This window comes from Nemorincola caseinilytica (assembly GCF_039540515.1).
Classification (GTDB): Bacteria; Bacteroidota; Bacteroidia; order Chitinophagales; family Chitinophagaceae; genus Nemorincola; species Nemorincola caseinilytica.
The window spans coordinates 1-19,432 of sequence record NZ_BAABFA010000010.1 but is presented as its reverse complement, the minus strand read 5'-3'; the positions used below and the strand labels follow the sequence as shown (position 1 = coordinate 19,432).

Genomic DNA, 19,432 nt, shown 5'->3' with positions numbered 1-19,432 from the left:
CCCGGGATGGGCCGGGCACAGAAAAACAGAGCAATATGGCAAGTATCAACCTGATAGACTCCTTCCAGGAGTTCAAAGACGCCGAGAACATTGACAGGCCTACCCTTATGAAGGTATTGGAAGACGTCTTCAAAACGCTGCTGCGCAAGAAGTACGTTACCGACGAGAACTTTGACGTGATAGTGAACGACCAGACGGGTGACCTGGAGATATTTCGCAGGCGCGAGATAGTGGACGACGATATGGTGGAGGACGAGAACCTGCAGATACCCTACTCTGACGCCATAAAGATAGAGCCCGACTATAGCGTGGGCGAGGAAGTATACGAGGAAGTGGATGTGCGCAACTTTGGCCGCAGGGCCATACTGGCCGCCAAGCAGACGCTGGCCGCGCGTATAAACGACCTGAAGAAGAACAACCTGCTGAAGAAATATGCCGACCGCGTAGGCGACATAATAAGCGGCGAGGTATACCAGATATGGAAAAAAGAGATACTGCTGCTGGACGACGAAGGCAATGAGCTGATAATGCCGAAGAGCGAGCAGATACCTACCGATTTCTTCAAGAAAGGAGAGACCGTGCGTGCAGTGGTGAAGAAGGTGGAGATGAGGAACAACTCGCCCATCATCATACTGAGCCGTACGCATCCATCGTTCCTGGAGAAGCTGCTGGAAATAGAGGTGCCCGAGATAATGGATGGCCTGATAGTGATAAAGAAGATAGTACGCGAACCCGGCGAGCGCGCCAAAGTGGCCGTAGAGAGCTACGACGACCGCATAGACCCGGTAGGCGCATGCGTGGGTATGAAGGGCAGCCGTATACATGGTATAGTGCGCGAGCTGCGTAATGAGAACATAGACATCATAAACTACACTACCAACCTGCAACTGCTGCTGCAGCGCTCGCTGACGCCGGCGCGTATAAACAAGATGGAGCTGAACAACGAGAACATGAGCGCAGATGTGTACCTGGACCCCGACCAGGTATCGCTGGCGATAGGCAAGAAGGGTGTGAACATAAAACTGGCGCAGGAACTGACCGGCTACAGCATAGATGTGTACCGCGATGTGAAGGACGATGTGGACTACGATATAGACCTGGACGAATTTGCGGACGAGATAGAACCATGGGTGATAGACGAGTTCAAGCGTATAGGCTGCGATACGGCACTGAGCGTGCTGGAGCTGAGCGCCGACGAACTGGTACGCCGCACCGACCTGGAAGAAGAGACAGTGCGCGATGTGCGCCGAGTGCTTGAGGCTGAATTCAATGAACAATGATCTTAAAAAAAAGCGCACTGTTCGTATGAGATAGAAATAGGTATGACCCGCCTGTATGCCTTTTTCAGTGAAAAATGGCGTAGGTTTGTGAGCAGGGCAAGTGCCACTCGGGCGGTTTTCGAAAAAAAACATCTGACAAGGAGAAAGAAAGAATGAGTACGACCACGAATACACCAAGGCTGCTGGCTGCCGCCAAAGAATTCAACATCGGTAAGGACACCCTGGTGGAGTTCCTTGTCGATAAGGGCTTTGAGGTGAGCAATAACCCCAGCACCAAGCTTACAGAGCAGATGTACAGTGCCCTGCAGGTGGAGTTTGCCCAGGACAAGAAGGACAAGCAGCGGAGCGAGAACATAGCGCTGCCGAAGGGCTCGCTGCTGGAAGGCATAAAGAAGACGAAGGAAGAACTGGATATTACCGTAAAGGAGAAGAAAGAAGAACCTGCTGCAAAGGCGCAGGAGATATTCAAACCCAAGCCACCTGTAGAGGAAAAACCTGTAGTGGTGGAGCAGCCAAAGGTGGCCGAAGCGCCTAAAAAAGCCGTGACAGAGCCTGCACCCGCAGAGCCACCCGTGGCCGAGGAGCCTAAGAAAGCCGTGGTGGCCAAGAAGGCAGATACCCCCGAAGAGGCAGAGCCCGAGGCAGGTACCGAGCATGTGGCCATGAAAGCACCCAAGCTGGGTGGCCCCAATGTACTGGGCAAGATAGACCTGGATTCGCTGAACCAGGCAAGCCGCCCCAAGAAAGGCGCTACCGCTGCCGCAGGCAAGAAGAAAGAAGATACGCCCAAAGAGGTAAAGGAGAGCGCTGCCGAAGAAGAAGTGGCTCCCGTAGCCCCTGCTACCCCTGTGGCAACGCGTGAAGAGGAACATGAAACCCCTGCCGTAGCTGCCGAAGAGGACAGGAGCGCCCCTGCTGCGGACGACGATAGCGCACAGAAGCGTGAACACATAGAAATGAAGGCCCCCAGGCTGGAGGGCCCGAAGATAATAGGCAGGATAGAACTGCCGGTATCGCAGCCAGGCGGCCGCCCCGGAGACAACAGGGAGAAACGCAAGCGCAAACGTATACCGGTGGACAAAAAGCCGGACCCTACAGCAAGGCCCGATGCGGGCGGCGCAGCAGGCGCAGGCAACCGTGGTGGCCAGGGAAGGCCCGGCTTCGGACCGGGTGGACCCGGAGGCCGTAATGACCGCGGACCAAGGCCGGGCGGACCCGGCGGCAGGGATAACCGCGGGCCAAGGCCGGGCGGACCGGGTGGCCGTAATGACCGCAGAGATCCGCGCGCACCATTCGTATCGGCACAGCAGCAGGAGATAGATACAAAAGCTATACAGGATAAGATACGCGAAACACAGGCGAAGCTGACGGGATCGACCCGCAGCAAGAACCTGAAGGCCAAATACCGCCGCAACAAGCGCGATGAAATGGCCGAAAAACGCGCAGCCGCAGAGAATGCCGAGCAGAGCAATGTGATACAGGTGACCGAATTCATATCGGTGAGCGAGCTGGCAGGTCTGCTGGATGTGAGCTTTGCCGAGATAATAGGCAAGTGTATGGGGCTGGGCATCATGGTGTCCATCAACCAGAGGCTGGATGCGGAAGTGATAGAGCTGGTGGCCAGCGAATTCGGCTACGACGTAGAGTTCATAAACCTGGAGCAGGAAGCAGAGGAAGAAGAGGACGATGTAGATGATGAAGAGGACCTGCTGCCACGCGCACCCATTGTGACCATAATGGGCCATGTGGACCACGGTAAGACATCGCTGCTGGACTATATACGCAGCGCCAATGTGGTAGCGGGTGAGGCCGGCGGCATCACCCAGCACATAGGCGCCTACCAGGTGAAGACATCGACAGGTAAGAAGATAACCTTCCTGGATACGCCGGGTCACGAGGCCTTTACGGCGATGCGTGCACGCGGTGCCAAGGTGGCCGACGTAGCGGTGATAGTGGTAGCGGCCGACGATGCGATAATGCCCCAGACTAGGGAGGCGATATCGCACGCACAGGCAGCCAACCTGCCCATGATATTTGCCATAAACAAGATAGATAAAGAGGGCGCCAACCCCGAAAAGATAAAGGAACAGCTGGCGCAGATGAACATACTGGTAGAGGACTGGGGCGGTAAGTACCAGAGCCAGGAGATATCGGCCAAGAAGGGTCTGAACATAGACCTGCTGCTGGAGAAGATAGGCCTGGAGGCAGAGATGCTGGAACTGAAAGCCAATCCCGACCGCCTGGCAACAGGTAGCGTGATAGAGGCATCGTTGGATAAGGGCCGCGGCTACCAGAGCACCATACTGGTGCAGAGCGGTACGCTGAACCAGGGCGAGATGGCCGTGTGCGGCCAGTACTATGGCAAGATAAAGGCCATGTTCAACGAACGCGGACAGCGTGTGCAGACCGCAGGACCATCTACACCTGTACAGGTGCTGGGCCTGAACGGCGCGCCACAGGCGGGTGAGAAGTTCAAGATATACGAGGACGAGAACGATGCGAAGGAAGTGGCCAACCATCGTGCACAGATAATGCGCGAGCAGGGTATACGCGCCCGCAAGCACATAACGCTGGACGAGATAGGCCGCCGACTGGCGCTGGGCAACTTCAAGGAGCTGGGCATCATCATAAAGGGCGACTTCGACGGATCGGTAGAGGCGCTGAGCGACTCGTTGCAGAAACTGTCTACCGAAGAGGTGGCAGTGAACGTGGTACACAAGGGCGTGGGCCAGATAACAGAGAGCGATGTACTGCTGGCAACGGCATCGGACGCCATCATACTGGGCTTCCAGGTGCGCCCGTCGAGCCAGGCCGCCAAGCTGGCAGAGCAGGAGAACATAGAGATACGCACCTACTCTATCATATACGATGCGATAGAGGAGATAAAGAGCGCTATGGAAGGCCTGCTGGAACCGAAGGTAGAGAAGAAGACCGTGTGCAACATAGAGATACGCGAGATATACAAGATAACAGGCGTAGGTACCATAGCAGGCTGCTATGTGCTGGATGGCAAGATGACCCGCCAGACGAAGCTGAACCTGGTGCGCGACGGTATAGTGATATACACGGGCGAACTGGCATCGCTGAAGCGCTTCAAGGACGATGTGAAGGAAGTGAACGCGGGCTACGAATGCGGTCTGTCGGTGAAGAACTACAACGACATACGCATAGGCGATATCATAGAAGGCTTCGAAGAAGTGGAAGTGAAGCGTACGCTGTAAGCAAATGATATTCTAATACTATTTTAACAGACCGGGCGCGTGCATATGCGCCCGGTCTTTTTATTGTGCTTAAATTTGTTTACCACACCACCGCAAGGCAGGTGACGGAATATACTTGCAGAACGACTCAAATAACGATACAGCGCATGAACATACTCCTTGTAGAAGATGAGGCGAATATAGCGGCCATGGTAAGCAAGGGGCTGAGGGAGGAGGGCTATGAGGTGAGCGTGGCCCCTGATGGCAATATAGGCCTGCAAATGGCATCGGGGCACGCATACGACCTGTACATAATAGACATAATGCTGCCGGGCATAAACGGGCTGGAACTGTGCCGCCTGATACGCAAGGCAAAAGATACGCGGCCCATACTGATACTGACCGCACTGGGTACTACAGAGAACATAGTGACGGGTTTTGAGAACGGAGCCGACGACTATATGGTGAAGCCGTTCAAATTTGCAGAGCTGCTGGCAAGGATAAGGGCGCTGATACGCCGCTCATCGGGGTATACAGAGGAGAACAAGCTGCGCATAGCCGACCTGGAGATGGACCTGGACGCCAAACGCGTGAAACGCGGCGATACGGAGATACTGCTGACATCGACAGAGTACAGGCTGCTGGAGCATTTTATGAAGAACCAGCGCAAGGTGGTATCGCGCATGGACCTGCTGGAGAACGTATGGGGTGTGGACTTCAACATAACCACCAATGTGGTGGATGTGTATGTGAACTACCTGCGCAAGAAAATGGACAAGGATTTTGACCCCAAGCTGATACATACCGTGATAGGTATGGGGTATATACTGAAGGATGATCAGTAGAGACCTCTCCCCGGCCCTGCCTACCGGCAGGCAGGCCTCTCCGAAGGAGAGGGGGGTGATAAGCAGCGACCATTATTTATAGAAGTGTTTTTTGCGAGGCTGCCACAGCCCGCGGCTATACACAAGTCCAGGCGCGGGCTTCGCAGTGACCCGTGTTCTTTGTTTCTCTTCCTTTCCTTTTTCTCTTTACAGAACTATGTTACTTCTTTCGCTTTGCACGCTCGTACTGTACGGGCCAGCGCATATCGTGATCTAATGCTGTGGCAGCATGCAGGGGGAAGTAGGGATCGCGCAGGAACTCGCGTGCCATGAAGATGAGATCGGCCTGGCCTGCTGCCAATATATCTTCGGCCTGCTGCGGTGTTACTATTATACCTACTGCACCTGTGGGTATGCCTGCTTTTCTTACAGCCTCGGCAAAGGGTACCTGGTAACCGGGTTTTGCCGGTATCCGTGCATCGGCAGAATTGCCGCCGCTGGAACAGTCTATGAGGTCTACACCGGCCTGCTTTACTATGGGTGCAAGGCGTGCAGAGTCTTCTGTGGTCCAGCCGCCATCTACCCAGTCGGAGGCGGATATGCGCAGGAAGAGCGGGTATTCCTGCGGCCATACCTCGCGCACAGCCTCTATGATGCGCATGAGGAAGCGTATGCGGTCATCGAAAGAGCCGCCATACTCATCGGTGCGGCGATTGCTGAGAGGAGATAGGAACTCATTGATGAGGTAGCCATGGGCGCCATGTATCTCCAATACCTTGAAACCCGCTGTGAGCGCACGTTTGGCGGCATGTGCAAAGGCAGTGATGATGCGCTCTATACCATCGGTTGTGAGCTCTTGCGGTGTGGCGCGATCGGGAGAGAATGCAAGCGCAGTGGGGCCCAGGGTATCCCATGCGCCTTCCTCGGTCGTGAGTTGCCTGTCGCCATTCCACGGAGTAGTGAGGCTGGACTTGCGGCCCGCATGTGCAAGTTGTATACCAGGTACGCTGCCCTGTGCCTCTATAAAAGATGTGATGCGGCGCAGGAAGGTGATGTGCTCATTGTCCCACAGGCCCAGATCATAGGGCGAGATACGCCCCTCGGGTGTGACCGCTGTAGCCTCGGTGAATACGAGGCCCGCACCACCTACGGCCCTGCTGCCAAGGTGTACCAGGTGCCAGTCGTTGGCAAAGCCATCTATGCCCGAGTACTGGCACATGGGCGATACCACGATGCGGTTCTTCAATGTAATGCTGCGAAGCTGCAGGGGAGAGAAAAGTAGAGACATAATTATTGCTTGACGTAGTTATGAATGATGGCAGGGTCACATTCGCCGCGCCTCTTCGGGCTGGTTCTCGTTTCTTCGCGTTCGTGCGGTTTTGCGCCCAAAGTTGTAGGTGACGGCCATAGTGCAGTAGCGGCTGTTGCTGAGCAGGCGCGCGCTATTGGAGAGGCCGGGCTGCTTATCGTCGTTGCCACTGCGGTATACATAGAAGGGATCGTCGATGCTCACCTTTATGGTAGTGGTATCGTGGAAGGCCTTTTTCGATATGCCGAAATTGGTATAGAGTGTGGCAATGGAATTGCTGACAGGCGAGGCCGCCATAGGGCTTGTATAGTTCACATAGCAATCGGCATCCCAGCCGCTGCCCAGTATAAGGCGGCTATTGAGCCATATGTTGTAGCCCACACGGGCATTGTGCATGGGTACATCGTTCATGATGCCTTTGTAGATGGCGTATAGCGCCTCGCTGTGTATCATCATCTCGCACCAGGGCTGTGGCTTGCCATTGTAGGTAATGCCAAGGGCTGCAGTGGTATTGCCCGCAAAGTTGATGGGTGTGCCATAGGTGGTCTGCGTGGCATTGTCGGGCATACTGACCCATGAGATGGCATTGGTGACCTTGCTGATACTAAGCTCTGTAGTGATACGGTCGTTGTAGCTGTGCTTCAGCTCTATGTTGTGGGCGTACTGTGGCAGGAGCGTAGGGTTGCCACGCTGGTAGGTATTGTAGAAGGTATAGTAATTGAAAGGATTGAGCATACCATACTGCGGGCGAGTGATGCGCCTGCCGTAGTTGAGCTCGAAAGAATTGGCGCTATCGTGCCGGTAGCTGATGTAGGCCGTGGGGAAGAGCGCAGGCTGCCTGCGTATGAACTGCTGGCCTGTGGCCTGCTGCAGACCGGTGATGTGTGCATACTCTGCCCTTAGGCCTGCCTGCGCGCTCCACTGAGAAGATAAGGTGCGCGAGGCATTGGCGTACAGGGCACTGATATGCTCGTGGTAGAGAAAGCGGTTGGTGCGGCTGGTGTCATCCATCCATGTGCCGGCTGTATGGCGCATGAAGTAGGCTGCATTGTCTACAGCTACATAGCTGTATTTGCCACCGCTCTCTATTTTCATATCGCCGGTCAGGGTGATGGAATGATCGGCCTTGGCGCTGTATATGGCTATGTCTATGGGTATCCTGCTTTGCAGTGTCAACTGGTGGGGCAGGGGAGTACCATTGCTATATGCATCGGTAGAGAGGTATTGATAGAGCATCTTGGTATTGCGCAGGTGATCTATATCTATACTGATGTCGGAATGCTTGCCGAGCGAGTGCCGCAGGTATGCATTGGCCGCATAGTTCTTTCGCAGGCTGTTCTCGTTGGTATGGCGTATGCTGTATTCTGTATCTCCCTGTGGAAATGTGGTATTGGTGATGATGGGTGTATTCATCTGGTTGGCATAGTAGGCGCCGGTGATGCTGAAGCCTGCATTGGTGCTTTCGGAGTAGCGGTGATCGGCGCCGGTGCGCAGGTTGTATTTGTCGAACATCTCGCGCGGCTCGGAGCCCATTACAGTATGTGCAGTGGGCGTACCCGCAGGATCGGTGAAGGTCATATCCTGCTGCCACGACACACCATTGCGGCCATTGATGTAGCTGGCATTGGTATACCAGTTGGTATTGCCGGTATTGTAATTGAGCAGGGCCGAGTTGTGCGTGCTTTCGTAGAGGCTCTTGGTCCAGGCGAGGTTCACATTGCCATTGATGCCGCTACGGCGCAGCCTGCGCAGCTTCAGGTCTATGATACCGGCATTGCCCTCGGCATCGTACCGGGCCGATGGCTGTGATATGACCACCACCTGCGCCACCTCATCGGCTGTCATGCTTTCCAGCAGGTCGCGCAGTTCCTCGCCGCTCAGGTATGTTTGCCGGCCGTTCAGCATAAGGGTGATACCCTGCTTGCCCGTCATGGTGATATTGCCACGGCCATCGACAGATATGCCGGGTACGCGGCGCAGTAGCTCCAGCGCATTCTTGCCCGCTGTACCCGAGAGCGCCTGCACATTCACTATGGTCTTGCCGGGGGCTGTTTCTATTGCGCCTTTCTGCGCGCTTACCTTTACCTCTTTTAGTTGCTGTGTCTTAGTGGTATCGGTCTGTGCCAGTGCCAGTAACGGCATATACGATATGGCTGCGGCACAGAGGAGGGAACGTAGCTGCGGCATGGTGGTGGTTTGAGTGACCCGAAGTTATCATAGAAAAGGGATGGAGTAGAAGGGATGGGTAACATTAACATTACTTTGCAATGAATGATGCATTGCAGGAACCCGCTATTATTGGTAATTTGCAGCCTTCTTAACAACAGATAACGATATGGCTAACATCATTCCTTTCAAGGGCCTGAGGCCTTCCAAAGAACTGGCACCAGAAGTAGCGACCCTTCCGTATGACGTAGTAAGCGTGACCGAGGCGCGCGAGTTCAGGAAGTACCCGCATAACTTCTACCATGTGACCCGCTCTGAGATAGACCTGCCCGAAGGCGTGGATGTGCATAGCCAGCAAGTGTACGACAAGGCGAATGAGAACTTTGACTGCATGGTGGAAGAGGGTATACTGATACAGGATAACGATCCCTGCTACTACATATACGAGCTGGTGATGGATGGAAGGTCGCAGACGGGCCTGGTATGCGGCTCGTCGATAGACGACTATAACAACGGCATCATTAAGAAGCATGAGTTCACCCGGCCCGAAAAGGAGCAGGACCGCATCAACCACATCATTACCACCGGCGCGCAGACAGGAGTGGTGTTCATGGCATATAACGATACCGAGAGCGTACAGAACATAATAGATGCCTGGAAGCGTGACCACGAGGCCGTGAACGACTTTGTAGCAGAAGACGGTATACGCCACAAGCTGTGGGTAGTGGACGACTATGCCAAGGTCGCTGCCATAACCCGCAATTTTGCCAGCGATGTGCCCTGCACCTATATAGCCGATGGCCACCACCGCGCGGCATCGGCAGCGAAGGTATGCAAGGAAATGAGGGACAATGGCTACTCGGTAGATGGCAATGAGGCGTTCAACTATTTCATTACCTGTATATTCCCTGCCAGCCAGTGCCGCATAATGGACTATAACCGCGTGGCCAAAGACCTGAACGGTATGACAGCAGCAGCCCTGCTGCAGAAGCTGGAGGCGGACTTTGAAATAACGCGCGTGGGTGCAGAGGCCGTGAAGCCGGGAGAGATACACGAATTCGGAATGTACCTGGATGGCGCATGGTACAGGCTGACGGCACGCCCCGGCACCTATACCACCGACCCCATAGGCATACTGGATGTGACCATACTGCAGAACAATGTACTGAGCAAACTGCTGAACATAAACGACCCCCGTACGGATAAGCGTGTGGACTTTGTAGGCGGCATACGCGGCATGGGCGCACTGAAGCAGCGCGTGGACAGCGGCGATATGGCCGTGGCCTTCTCGCTATACCCGGTGAGCATACAGCAGCTCTTCGACATAGCGGACAGCGGGAATGTGATGCCGCCAAAGAGCACATGGTTCGAGCCGAAGCTGAGAGATGGGCTGGTGGTGTATATGATATAGAGTTGAGGTGGGCGGAATTAGGGAATAGGAATTAGGAATAAAGAAAACCTGTTCATCGGCATGACCAAGAAGGAGCGTTACAAATATGTGATAGAGTGGTTTCAGCAGAACATGCCGAATGCTGAGACCGAACTGCATTATACCAACCCGTATGAGCTGCTGGTGGCTGTGATACTATCGGCACAGTGTACGGACAAGCGTGTGAACATAGTGACGCCCGATCTCTTCAGGCGTTTCCCCGAACCGGCGATACTGGCCAAAGCTACATTTGAGGATGTGGAGCCCTATATACGCAGTGTGACATTTGCCAACAACAAGACGCGCCACCTGATAGGCATGGCCAATATGCTGATGGACACCTATGGCGGCGAAGTGCCCGATACCATAGAAGAGCTGGTACGACTACCGGGCGTAGGACGAAAGACCGCGAACGTGATAGTGTCGGTAGTGTTCGACAAGCCGGGCATGGCGGTAGATACACATGTGTTCCGTGTATCGGCAAGGATAGGACTGACCACCAATGCCAGGACCCCATTACAGACAGAGCAGCAACTGGTGGCCAATATACCACAGGAGCTACTGGCCATAGCCCACCACTGGATAATACTGCACGGGCGTTACATATGCGTGGCCCGCAAGCCCAAATGCAATGAATGCGGCCTGCGCCCGGCCTGCAAATATTACAAGACAGATATGAGGTATGTGTACGAGGCCCAGTAACGGCTTTTACCTGCTGTTCTTTACCAGCATTTCCCTTATCTGCGGCGATGTGGTGTGGAACCTGTGCGTGCCGAACTTGCCCTCGCCATCGAGTGTAAGACCAAGGACATGTGTAGACCTTTCGCAAACGACCTTGTAAAGCGACACTCCCTGCTCATCGACACCCATGTACCTGAAGGAGCGTATCTTACCGTAGGTCTTCATGAGTCCTGCAGACTGGCCATCGGCCCATAAAGGTTTGCCTGTCTTGGCCTCGAAGTCGGCAGCATCAGCGAAGCTGGCATTTATAGCGGCATCATCTAAGTTGTTATAGTGGTTGATGAACTCGGCAAGGGCGTGGTCCTGCTCGGTGCGCGACTGGCCGGGAGGTGTTTTCCAGAATGTGCGGGGGCTGGCGGTGAAGTATGTATGCAGGGTGTTCATACCATCGCGCCGGGCAGATGTGCCATGCGGCCAACTGCTGGTACCGCCTAAAAGCTGTATGTAGGTGCGCTCCTTACCTTTTTCCATGGTCTCGTAGTCGTACTGGCTGCTGGCGGGGCATTCCAGTTTGTAGAGGTTCTTGGCCATATAGCCATACAGGTAGTCTTCTTTGGTTTGCATCTCGTACTGGTTGTGGTTAGCATCGGGGTTCAGTACCAGCGGGCGGCCCTGTATCAGGCGTTCGCGCACTTCCTGTATGCCCAGTGGCACACCTTTCTCGTCCGTTACATAGGCCATAAAGGTAGGGTCCATCCATACCCATTTGCGCAGCGATGCCGACCATGCGGCCACTATCACATGGCAGTCGTTATCGTTGGGGTCTTTGGGCATGCAGGTGACAATGCGCGATGGTATGCCCATGGCCAGGTATACCTCGTTGAGCACTATGGCCATACCACGACAGTTGAGCGTGGTGCCATCGGCGGTGCAGGTCTTCAGCATGCTGAGGGCGTTCTTTGTATCGGGATTACCTTTGGAGCCATCATGCTTTATAGTGTTGTGTACCCAGCGCATGGCGTTTATCATGGTAGCCACATCAGAGCCACCCAAGACCTTTGTATACAGGTCATATTTCTCTACCAGCTTTTTCAGCTTGGGGTGTGCAGAGGGCTGATAAGTGAATGCGGGCAGCTCTTTATGCTCGTGCATATTGTAGGCAGGAGCGCTGCGCAGTATGGCCACATAATTGGGGCTGTGTGCCCTGGCCGTCCTGGCATAACTGGCGAAGCGCGGCTCGGTCTCGAGCGCGGCGAGGTCGTTGTCGGTGAGGAGGAGGTCGTAGTTGTAGTAGCGAGAGCGCTCCAGATAGCTGAGGGCTTTCTTCTTGTCGCCCGTGAGGGCGTAGGTACATGCCAGGTTGTAATAGGCATCGGTCATAACGTCTTTGTACTTCGCCTTGTCCTTTGCGCTGAGGCGTGCATAGCTGTTCTGCAGCCGTGAGAGCTGGGCAAGGTATGCAGTGACATCGCGCTTTTCGTAGGCGGCCACCATTTGTGTGTTCTGTTCCCGGGCAAAGACAGCGAACTGGTCTCCGGCCGATTGTGCCGAGGCGTATGTGGAGGCGCAGGCGATGACCGCAAGGAGGAAGTACTTTCTCATAAACAGTGTTTTGTGCTTTAAATATAAAAACAATAACGCCAAAATATGAGATCAATTATATGAGTATAAAAGAAACCGATACAAAATAATGCGTGTATGTACATATATTTGCACTGTGAACGCAACCAAAAACAGCTAAACAACCAAAAACAAGAACATGAAAAAGATCAGCACATTCATCGCAGCGGCAATGCTTTTTGTAGCAAGCAGCGTAACAGCACAGACAAAGTGGAACGTAGACGCTAGCCACTCTAACGTAAAATTCTCGGTAAGCCACCTGGTGATATCGGAAGTAGAGGGCAGCTTCACGAAGTTCAACGGATCGATAGATGCACCGGCAGCAGACTTCAATAATGCCAAAGTAGAGTTCACGGTAGATGTGAACAGCATCAATACTGATAACGAAGGCCGCGACAAGCACCTGAAGAGCGACGACTTCTTCAACGCAGAGAAGTTTCCGCAGATGACCTTCAAGAGCACATCGTTCAAAAAAGGCAAGGGTAACAACTATGTAATGGAAGGCGACCTGACGATACGCGATGTGACGAAGAAAGTGAAGTTCGATGTGGCATATGGCGGCAGCGTGGTAGACCCATGGGGCAATACCAAGGCGGGCTTCAAGACCACTACCAAGATAAGCCGTAAGGCATATGGCCTGATGTGGAACAAGATGACCGAGGCCGGCGGCGCAGTGGTAGGCGACGAAGTGACGATAATACTGAAGCTGGAATTCGGTAAGGCAAAATAAGACAGGGATAACACGACGGGACGGGCGAAACGACGAATAGACGAAGATAGTTTTTGGGGATGATGGATGCAAGGCGGTACAGAGCGATCTGTGCCGCTTTTTGCTTTTGTGCCCACATCTTCTTCGCTGTTATAAGTATCTTTCAGAAATGCTCCGTCAGGAGCTACCCATGTGTTACACAGGGTAGCCCACTATGGGGCATAACGGCATGAGGTATATATTTTGCTACAAGCATGTAGCCCCGCCGGGGCAAACATATCATCAAATAAGTACTTGTAGGTACACGGTAGCCAAAGGAGAGGGAAATGTTATCTGACGCTGTGAATTTCGACCTCAATGTATGCCATCGGAAAAGGAGTGAGTACACAAAAAGAGCGGACGGGCATCACCCATCCGCTCTTTTCTTGCGCAGTATGTTATTTGACCTAGCCTTGCGCGGGACGTACGAACTCGGTATGCGCTTCGAACTTCACATCGTCGCCTACTACCAGGCCGCCGGTCTCGGTAAGGGCGCTCCAGTTGAGGCCATAGTCCTTACGGTTCACCTTGCCGGTGATGGTGAAGCCGGCGCGTACATTGCCCCAGCCATCGTTGAGTATACCGCCATGCTCTACATCGAAGGTGACGGGTCTGGTGGTGCCGCGCATAGTAAGGTTGCCATGCAGTTTGTAGGCGTCGCCGCCGACAGGCTGCAGCGATGTGCTTTCGAAAACTATCTGCGGGTGGGTGGCTGCATCGAAGAAGTCGGGAGATTTGAGGTGGCCATCGCGCTGGTCGTTGTTGGTGGATATGGAATCCACATCGGCCGTGAAGCGCACCTTGGCAGTAGCTATGTCGTTGCCATCTGTCTCTACCGTACTATCGAATTTTTTGAACTGTCCCGACACATTGCTTATCATCATGTGCCTTACCTTGAATGTCACCTCGGAGTGTGAGGGCTCAAGCGCCCATTTTGTGTTTGCCATATCTGTTGGTTTTATATTGGTCTTTAAATGTTTTCGTTCGTCGTAGTAGTATTATTTACCTGCATCGTCTGCACCTTCTCTCATTTTTTCCAGCAGGGCATTGAGGGTGGCCGCTTCTTTCTCGTTCAGGTTCACCGTGCGGTGCGTTACCTCGTCTACCACCTTGCGGGCGAGCTGTATGGTCTCTATGCCTTTTTCGGTGAGGCCTACCAGGGTCTCGCGCTTGTCTTCCTTCGACTGGTAGCGGCGTACCAGCTTTTTTGCCACCAGCCTGTCTATGATGCGGGGCACATTAGAGCTTTTCTCTACTATACGCGATGCGATGTCCTTCACGCAAAGGTCTTTGGGATGTGAGCCCTTGAGTATCCGCAGCACATTGTGCTGCTCCATGGTAAGGCCGTACTCCTTGAGCGCAGAGCTGAGGATGTCCTTCATCCAGTATGCAGAGTACACAAGATTGACAGTAGCCCTGTGCCGTTCGTCGCTAAAATTGTTCGATCTGATCGCTTCCTCCAATCTCATAATGCAAATGTATGTATGTACATGTATTTTTGATATCGTTTTCTTCTATCACCTTAAAGGTAAAAATAATGATGTATAGGAACTGATGATGTGAATAAAAATATCGGGGCGGTATTACAGGCAAAAAAATATGCGAGAAAATAATTCCCAAAAGTTAATATTTTATATGTCGAATGCCCTGCTGATAGGTATGACCTTAGATATATTGACATATATACGGTGCATATAAACAATACTCTTTTCAATAGTGAAAATTTTTTTAACTAATATGATGTGATATGTGGAAAACTATTAGTAATATAGCAAGCCCTAAGCCTGAATTGTTAGGAGATAGCGTAAACCAAAAGTTTATTTTCATGAGAAAAATGATATTGGTCCTTGCACCTGTAGTGCTTGCATTATTGTTCAGTTCGTGCAGCGACAAGGTATATACTGCCAGTACTGCGACCACAGCGGGGCCTAATGCCGCAGACTATCTGCCATTTACAAAGTCGCTGAAATTCCGCCTGGACAACGACAAGGCCGACCTGCGCAAGCTGCAATTCTACACTGACAGGCCCATAACGCTGCGCCATACGGGTGTGGCGGGCAATGGCGTCATCATGTCGGGCACGGTATCTTATGATAAGCTGCAGGATGTGACGGAAGTGACCATACCTGCCTATACGCCAGGCATATGTGAGCGTGTGAAGGGCGACAGCCTGTTCATAAGCTTTGACGCACCGCAGAACGTATTCGTATTCGCTGCGCTATATGCCAATGAGAATTTCATGATGCAGGGCACCAACTGGTACAACGGCGTGGCCGATGTGACCTATGACGGCAAGACCTACCGAGCATCGTGCGATGAATGCGGCAGCCTGGGCGAAGTGAGGCTGATGATAAAGAAGAGCCAGAGCGGCGGGTACAAAACCCCTGCAGGCGGTGGCAAGGTGATAGCCGGCAGGAAGCTCAATTAAGCCGATACACAGGCCTGACGGGCATTCGATATTTAAAAAACTACTTCAGATCAATAATCAGATACCATTAAACTAAGATTCGATATGAGAAGAGAACTCCTACTAAAACTGTCAGCGATACTGTTGGTTATTTTAGGATATGGTGTAAATGCCACTGCTGCATCTACACAATATGCTGTGACCGGCGGAGGTAGCTATTGCTCTGGAGGCTCAGGTGTTGTTGTTGCACTAAGCGGCACGGATGTGGGCGTGAGCTACCAACTGTACAGGGATGCTACACCTGTAGGTGGCCCAATGGTAGGCGCAGGCGCTCCCATATCGTTCGGCAATCAGACGATCGCAGGTAACTATACCGTGATAGGCGACCCTATGACGGCCAATATCACATACATGACCGGCAGCGCTACGGTAGTAGTGAACCCACTGCCCACTGCATATACCATAACCGGTGGCGGCGGCTACTGCACAGGCGGCAGTGGCAGCGCTGTGGGCCTGTCGTTCGGCAGCTCGGGCGTGCAGTATACTCTTTTCAATGGCGCATCGGCCATTGCTACTGTAGGCGGTACCAACGCATCGCTGAGCTTTGGCAATATGACCACAGCGGCCACCTATACCGCAACTGCTACAATAACGGCCACAGGCTGTACACGCGCCATGAACGGCAGTGCGGTAGTGACAGCTAACACGCCGCCCACAGCATTCAATATGACGGGCGGCGGCAGCTTCTGCAGCGGTGGCACGGGTGTTGCCGTAGGTCTCAATAACTCTACTGCGGGTATATCTTACCAATTATATAATGGCGCCAGCGCTGTAGGTTCTCCATCGGTAAGTGTGGGAGGTGTACTGAGCTTTGGCAACCAGACCACTACCGGTATCTACTCTGTAGTGGCCACAAATACTACTACAAGCTGTGCTACGAATATGAACGGTTCTTCGACCGTGATACAGAACGCTACACCTACAGTGTTCACTGTGAGCAGCGGCGGCAGCTATTGCAGCGGTGGTACAGGCATAGCCATCACATTGAACGGCTCTACCGCGGGTGTTAACTACCAGCTATACAATGGCGCAGCTACCGTAGGTTCTCCGGTAGCGGGTACGGGTGCATCGCTGGCATTTGGCACATTCACTGCGTCAGGTACTTACTCGGTGCTGGCTACCAATGCCACTACTACATGTACCGCAGCTATGTCGGGCTCGGCAGTGATAACAATAAATTCTTTGCCTACAGCCTTTAACGTAGGTACTACAGGCAGTTTCTGCACAGGCGGAACCGGTATATCGGTGACCCTGTCCAGCTCGCAGACGAATGTGAACTACCAGCTGTACCGCTCGGGCACGCCTGTAGGCAGCCCCATACCCGGTACTGGCGGCGGTCTGGACTTCGGCCAGCAGACAGAGGCCGGTATCTATACGGTACTTGCTACCAATGCCCTTACGGGTTGCACTGCTACCATGACAGGTTCTGCAAGCGTAACAGTGAATGCTCTTCCAATAATATATCCTGTGACCGGCGGCGGCAACTATTGCTCTGGCGGTACGGGCGTGGCGATAGGTCTGGGCGGCAGCCAGACCGGTGTGAACTACACCTTATATAATGGTGCTACACAGGTAGGATCTCTCATAGGCGGTACAGGTTCTCCTATAACATTCCCTGTACAGACCCTTAGCGGTACCTACACGATATTCGCCATCAACCCTACTACGGGCTGTTCGAACAACATGAGCGGTACGGCCTCTATCGGTATAAACCCCTTGCCTACTGTATATCCTGTAACGGGTACGGGTGCATACTGCGCCGGTGGTACGGGTATAGCTGTCGGGCTGAGCGGTTCGTCTACGGGCGTTAACTACAGCCTGTCGATGGGCGCTACGCTGGTGAGCGTGATGAGCGGTACGGGTAGTGCGCTGAACTTCGGCAACCAGCTTACAGCGGGTACCTATACGGTACAGGCGACCAACAGCGTAACGGGCTGCCAGAGCAATATGAACGGCAGCGCTGTGATAACGGTAAATGCCCTGCCTAATGTGTTCGCGATGAGCGCCTCGGGCAGCAGCTACTGCGCGGGCGGTACGGGTGTTACGATAGGGCTTACGGGCACCACACAGGCAGGAGTGGACTACCAGCTGTACAATGGTGCAACTGCGAGCGGCGCTGCGGTGAGCGGCGGTGCGGCAGTGAGCTTCGGTCTTCGTACCGCGGCAGGCACCTATACGGTACTGGCGACCAATACTACCACGGGCTGTACGCGCGCTATGAGCGGTACTGCCTCTATCACCATCAACCCTCTGCCAACAGTATATGCAGTGACGGGTGGCGGCAGCTACTGCGCAGGCGGCAGCGGTCAGGCCATCAGCCTTGCAGGTTCTGAGACAGGCGTTAACTACCAGCTGTACAATGGCGCGGCCACAGTAGGCACAGCGGTAGCCGGCAGCGGCTCTGCCATCAGCCTGGGCACCCAGACGGCGAGCGGCACCTATACGGTACTGGCGACCAATGCCACCACGGCATGTACGCGCGTGATGAGCGGCAGCGCAGGCATCGCCATCCATGCATTGCCTGTGGCACAGATAGTGAATGGCGGCGGCGCCTATTGCGCAGGCGGCACGGGAGTAGCGGTAGGCCTTGGCAGCAGCCAGAACGGCATCAACTACCAGCTGTACAACGGCCTTTCGGCGATGGGCAGCGCGGTACCGGGCACAGGCTCTGCCATCAGCTTCGGCAGCCAGACGCTGAGCGGCACCTATATGGTGAAAGCTACGGACCCTGTAACGGGTTGTACCAATGATATGACAGGCACAGCATCGGTATCCATCAATGCGGTACCGACAGTATATAATGTAACAGGTGGCGGCAGCTACTGCGCGGGCAGCACAGGCGTATCCATAGGTCTGAGCGGCAGCACAGCAGGCGTAAGCTACCAGCTGTACAACGGCAGCCTGCCTGTAGGCACTGCGACGACCGGTACGGGCGCAGCGCTGAGCTTCGGTATACACACCCTTGCAGCTACCTATTATGTAGGGGCCGATAACGGTACCTGCACCAGCGATATGAACGGCAGCGCCACGGTGGTGCAGAACGCACTGCCCATAGCGCAGACGGTGAGCGGCGGCGGCGCCTACTGCGCAGGCGGCACAGGCGTACATGTAGGCATCGGCAACTCTGAGGTGGGCGTAAGCTACCAGCTGTACCGCGATGGCGTACCTACGGGCGGCCTTGTTGCAGGCACGGGCCTTGCCGTTGACTTCGGCAGCATGACAGCGGCCGGCGACTACTCAGCTATAGGCTATAACAGCGGCACAGGCTGTACGAACGCGATGACCGGTACGGTGAGCGTGAGCGTGAACGCACTGCCCGCGGTACAGACCGTGACAGGCGGCGGCAGCTACTGCGCGGGTGGCAGCGGAGTAACGGTAGGCCTTGGCGGCAGCGCCCCCGGCGTGAGCTACCAGCTGTATAACGGCAGCGCAGTAGCAGGCACTGCAGGCTTCGGTACAGGCACTCCTATAGATATAGGCACCTTTACGGTAGCAGGCACCTACAGCGCACAGGCGACAGACCTGACCACAGGCTGTATGAGCGATATGAGCGGAGTGGTGACCATAAGCATCAACGCCCTTCCCCAGTTGCATACGGTAAGCGGCGGCGGCACGATATGCCAGAACAGCGCAGGTGCAGCTATAACCCTGAACAACTCTAACACCGGCATCAACTACCAGCTGTATAACGGCACGAGCACAGTAGGC

At 54.1% G+C, this 19,432-nt stretch carries 13 protein-coding genes; 8 read left to right on the top strand and 5 right to left on the bottom strand.

All coding sequences use genetic code 11. The annotated features are described in order from the left end of the window. Nucleotides 1-35: 35 nt before the first annotated feature. From nusA to ABD843_RS07385, 3 genes are all read left to right on the top strand, one after another. A complete protein-coding gene (gene nusA, locus ABD843_RS07395) occupies nucleotides 36-1,280 on the top strand; it encodes a transcription termination factor NusA (protein WP_345080833.1) in 1,245 nt (414 codons plus the stop codon). Nucleotides 1,281-1,432: 152 nt separating this feature from the next. Next, nucleotides 1,433-4,501, top strand: a complete 3,069-nt coding sequence (infB, locus tag ABD843_RS07390; protein ID WP_345080831.1) for a translation initiation factor IF-2 — start codon at nucleotides 1,433-1,435, stop codon at nucleotides 4,499-4,501. 146 nt (nucleotides 4,502-4,647) lie between these two features. Continuing rightward, nucleotides 4,648-5,325, top strand: a complete 678-nt coding sequence (locus tag ABD843_RS07385; protein WP_345080828.1) for a response regulator transcription factor — start codon at nucleotides 4,648-4,650, stop codon at nucleotides 5,323-5,325. Nucleotides 5,326-5,524: 199 nt separating this feature from the next. On the opposite strand, the gene ABD843_RS07380 is transcribed toward ABD843_RS07385, so the two are convergent. Next, complete coding sequence (locus tag ABD843_RS07380; RefSeq protein ID WP_345080825.1) at nucleotides 5,525-6,592, bottom strand: NADH:flavin oxidoreductase/NADH oxidase; 1,068 nt, start codon at nucleotides 6,590-6,592, stop codon at nucleotides 5,525-5,527. Between the two features lie 36 nt (nucleotides 6,593-6,628). Continuing rightward, nucleotides 6,629-8,800, bottom strand: a complete 2,172-nt coding sequence (locus tag ABD843_RS07375) for a TonB-dependent receptor domain-containing protein (protein WP_345080822.1) — start codon at nucleotides 8,798-8,800, stop codon at nucleotides 6,629-6,631. A 148-nt stretch (nucleotides 8,801-8,948) separates the two neighbouring features. On the opposite strand from ABD843_RS07375, the gene ABD843_RS07370 reads away from it, so the two are divergent. Then, a complete protein-coding gene (locus ABD843_RS07370) occupies nucleotides 8,949-10,190 on the top strand; it encodes a DUF1015 domain-containing protein (protein WP_345080820.1) in 1,242 nt (413 codons plus the stop codon). Nucleotides 10,191-10,250: 60 nt separating this feature from the next. Then, entirely contained in the window at nucleotides 10,251-10,910 is a 660-nt protein-coding gene (gene nth, locus ABD843_RS07365) for an endonuclease III (protein WP_345080818.1), read from the top strand. 6 nt (nucleotides 10,911-10,916) lie between these two features. Here the strand turns inward: nth and ABD843_RS07360 are convergent, their stop codons facing one another. Further along, nucleotides 10,917-12,491: a TPR end-of-group domain-containing protein gene (locus ABD843_RS07360; RefSeq protein ID WP_345080816.1), complete on the bottom strand. Its 1,575-nt coding sequence runs from the start codon at nucleotides 12,489-12,491 to the stop codon at nucleotides 10,917-10,919. A 157-nt stretch (nucleotides 12,492-12,648) separates the two neighbouring features. Here ABD843_RS07360 and ABD843_RS07355 point away from each other — a divergent pair, with 157 nt between their 5' ends. Beyond that, nucleotides 12,649-13,239: a YceI family protein gene (locus tag ABD843_RS07355; RefSeq protein WP_345080814.1), complete on the top strand. Its 591-nt coding sequence runs from the start codon at nucleotides 12,649-12,651 to the stop codon at nucleotides 13,237-13,239. Between the two features lie 425 nt (nucleotides 13,240-13,664). Here ABD843_RS07355 and ABD843_RS07350 read toward each other — a convergent pair whose 3' ends face one another. Further along, complete coding sequence (locus ABD843_RS07350; protein WP_345080812.1) at nucleotides 13,665-14,204, bottom strand: YceI family protein; 540 nt, start codon at nucleotides 14,202-14,204, stop codon at nucleotides 13,665-13,667. 51 nt (nucleotides 14,205-14,255) lie between these two features. After that, nucleotides 14,256-14,726: a MarR family winged helix-turn-helix transcriptional regulator gene (locus ABD843_RS07345; RefSeq protein ID WP_345080810.1), complete on the bottom strand. Its 471-nt coding sequence runs from the start codon at nucleotides 14,724-14,726 to the stop codon at nucleotides 14,256-14,258. Between the two features lie 365 nt (nucleotides 14,727-15,091). On the opposite strand from ABD843_RS07345, the gene ABD843_RS07340 reads away from it, so the two are divergent. Both ABD843_RS07340 and ABD843_RS07335 read left to right on the top strand, forming a co-directional pair. Then, entirely contained in the window at nucleotides 15,092-15,685 is a 594-nt protein-coding gene (locus ABD843_RS07340) for a hypothetical protein (RefSeq protein WP_345080808.1), read from the top strand. An 84-nt stretch (nucleotides 15,686-15,769) separates the two neighbouring features. Further along, nucleotides 15,770-19,432: beta strand repeat-containing protein (locus ABD843_RS07335; protein ID WP_345080806.1), on the top strand; the 3,663-nt coding region annotated here is incomplete at its 3' end.